Annotated in this window: 4 protein-coding genes; all 4 read right to left on the minus strand. The window is 66.7% G+C overall.

What is annotated here, in order from left to right; translation table 11 throughout:
* The coding region (locus ACK5IN_RS07670) for a GTP-binding protein (protein ID WP_416895605.1) at positions 1 to 200 on the minus strand (200 nt) is incomplete at its 3' end.
* A 21-nt stretch (positions 201 to 221) separates the two neighbouring features.
* Positions 222 to 692: a 30S ribosomal protein S7 gene (gene rpsG, locus ACK5IN_RS07675; RefSeq protein WP_416895606.1), complete on the minus strand. Its 471-nt coding sequence runs from the start codon at positions 690 to 692 to the stop codon at positions 222 to 224.
* 5 nt (positions 693 to 697) lie between these two features.
* Entirely contained in the window at positions 698 to 1,066 is a 369-nt protein-coding gene (gene rpsL / locus ACK5IN_RS07680; protein ID WP_183499724.1) for a 30S ribosomal protein S12, read from the minus strand.
* Positions 1,067 to 1,335: 269 nt separating this feature from the next.
* Complete coding sequence (locus ACK5IN_RS07685; protein ID WP_416895607.1) at positions 1,336 to 2,268, minus strand: AraC family transcriptional regulator; 933 nt, start codon at positions 2,266 to 2,268, stop codon at positions 1,336 to 1,338.
* Positions 2,269 to 2,330 lie beyond the last annotated feature (62 nt).

Here is a 2,330-nt window from a genome sequence, read left to right on the forward strand (position 1 = left end):
GAGGTGATGGTGATGCCGCGCTCCTGCTCCTGCTCCATCCAGTCGGTCGTCGCGCCGCCGTCGTGGGTCTCGCCCATCTTGGGGTTGACGCCCGTGTAGAACAGGATGCGCTCGGTCGTCGTCGTCTTGCCGGCATCGATGTGCGCCATGATGCCGATGTGGCGGACCTTGTTCAGGTCGGTGAGCACTTCTTGTGCCACGGGGGGGTTTCCTTACTCCAGTTACCAGCGGTAGTGCGCGAAGGCGCGGTTGCTCTCGGCCATCTTGTGGGTGTCTTCGCGGCGCTTGACCGCGGCACCCAGGCCGTTGGATGCATCCAGGATCTCGTTCTGCAGACGCTCCGTCATCGTCTTCTCACGACGGCTCTTCGCGTAGCTGACCAGCCAGCGCAGCGCGAGCGTGTTCGCGCGGTGCGGCTTGACCTCGACGGGCACCTGGTAGGTCGAGCCGCCGACGCGACGCGACTTGACCTCGAGGGTCGGGCGCACGTTGTCGAGGGCCTTCTTGAGCGTGGCGACGGCATCCTGGCTGTTCTTCGCCTCGACGCCGCGGAGGGCGCCGTAAACGATCGACTCGGCCAGCGACTTCTTGCCGTCGACGAGGATCTTGTTCACGAGCTGCGTGACGATGGGCGCGCCGTAGACGGGATCGTTGACGACGGGGCGCTTCGGAGCGGGTCCCTTGCGAGGCATGTGTCTCAGCCCTTCTTCGCGCCGTAGCGGCTGCGCGCCTGCTTACGGTTCTTGACGGCCTGGGTGTCGAGCGCACCGCGGACGATCTTGTAGCGGACACCCGGGAGGTCTTTCACACGACCGCCGCGCACGAGCACCAGCGAGTGCTCCTGCAGGTTGTGGCCCTCGCCGGGGATGTAGGCGGTCACCTCGGTGCCGTTGCGCAGCTTCACACGCGCGACCTTGCGCATCGCCGAGTTCGGCTTCTTCGGGGTGGTGGTGTACACGCGGGTGCAGACGCCCGCCTGCTGCGGGTTCGCCTTGAGCGCGGGAGCCTTGGTCTTGTTGACCTTCGGCGACCGGCCCTTGCGCACCAGCTGCTGAATGGTTGGCACGAATGTTCTCCTTGTTGTGCTGCACGGTGACAGCGTTCGTGGTTTCTCACGTAGACCCACCGGGGCGCCAGAGTGCTCCGGAGCTTTTCGTTGGTGGATATGCCGTGGGGGTGGTCTGTTCGCAGACCGTTCCCTGGTGTGCGGTCCGTGCCGTGCGACATGCCGAGGCACGACACATGACGCGCGTGAGCGCACACCCGATCATGATACCCGCCCGGCACGGTCTGAGGCAAACGACCGTCGGGGCACGCGCCTCGCGCCCCGCCGGGTCATGACGCTCCGGCGCGGACCACGGCGGGGCTGTGCCCACGGATGCGCTTGTACGCCGCGCTGAAGCCGAACGGATCGGCATAGCCAACCGCCTGCGCCACGGACGACAGCGGTGCCCGGTCGCGCAGCAGCAGGTCGGTGGCGACATCCATCCGCAACTCGGCCACGTAAGTCATCGGTGGGATGCCGAGGATCTCTGTGAAGCGCTCCGCGAACGCCGAACGCGAGACGGCGGCCACCTGCGCAAGACGAGCAACCGTCCAGGGTGCGGCCGGTTCGGCATGCACCGCTCGGAGCGGGGGGCCGACGACCGGGTCCGTCGCCGCGGTGCTCCACGCCGGACGGGGGTCGGCATCGGTGAACCACCCGCGCAGGGATGCGGTCAGCAGCAGGTCGAGCCAGCGATCGAGCACGGGCTGCCGTCCGGCCGTCGCTCGCCGCAGCTCGATGTCGAGCATGCGCACCATATCGGTCGTCTCGGGCAGGTCGATGCCGCACCACCTGGGCACTGACGACAGCAGCCTGCGCCCCAGTCCATCGGATCCCGAGTAGTTTCCCGAGATCACGGTTGTGGTCTCCTCACCAGCCCCTGCGGACTCGACCAGGCAGCGCACCTCGTCATCCGAAGGCGGCAGCGGCTCACCATCTATCGTGCGTACGCCGGTCGGATCGACGACCAGGCGCGGAGCGCTGCCCGGGGCAACGACCAGCAGGTACGGCGCGATGGTCGAGACCAAGTACACGATTCCGCGGCGCAACGCCACCGTCTCGCCATCGTCAAAGACGATATGCGCGAACCCATCCAGGACGAGCACGATCGACAGCGGTGCGCGCTCGCGCACGCACAACCCGAACGGGTTGCGCAGAACCGAGCGGTGCAGCACGCCATCGCGGGTGCGCACACCCGTGAGAAGTGCGGAGACCAAATCCATACCGACAGCAGATCATGGACGATCGCATATGTAAAGTGGCGAATCATGCATGGTTCATCCGC

Origin of the sequence: Microbacterium sp., from assembly GCF_047971895.1 — a bacterium.
GTDB lineage: Bacteria > Actinomycetota > Actinomycetes > Actinomycetales > Microbacteriaceae > Microbacterium.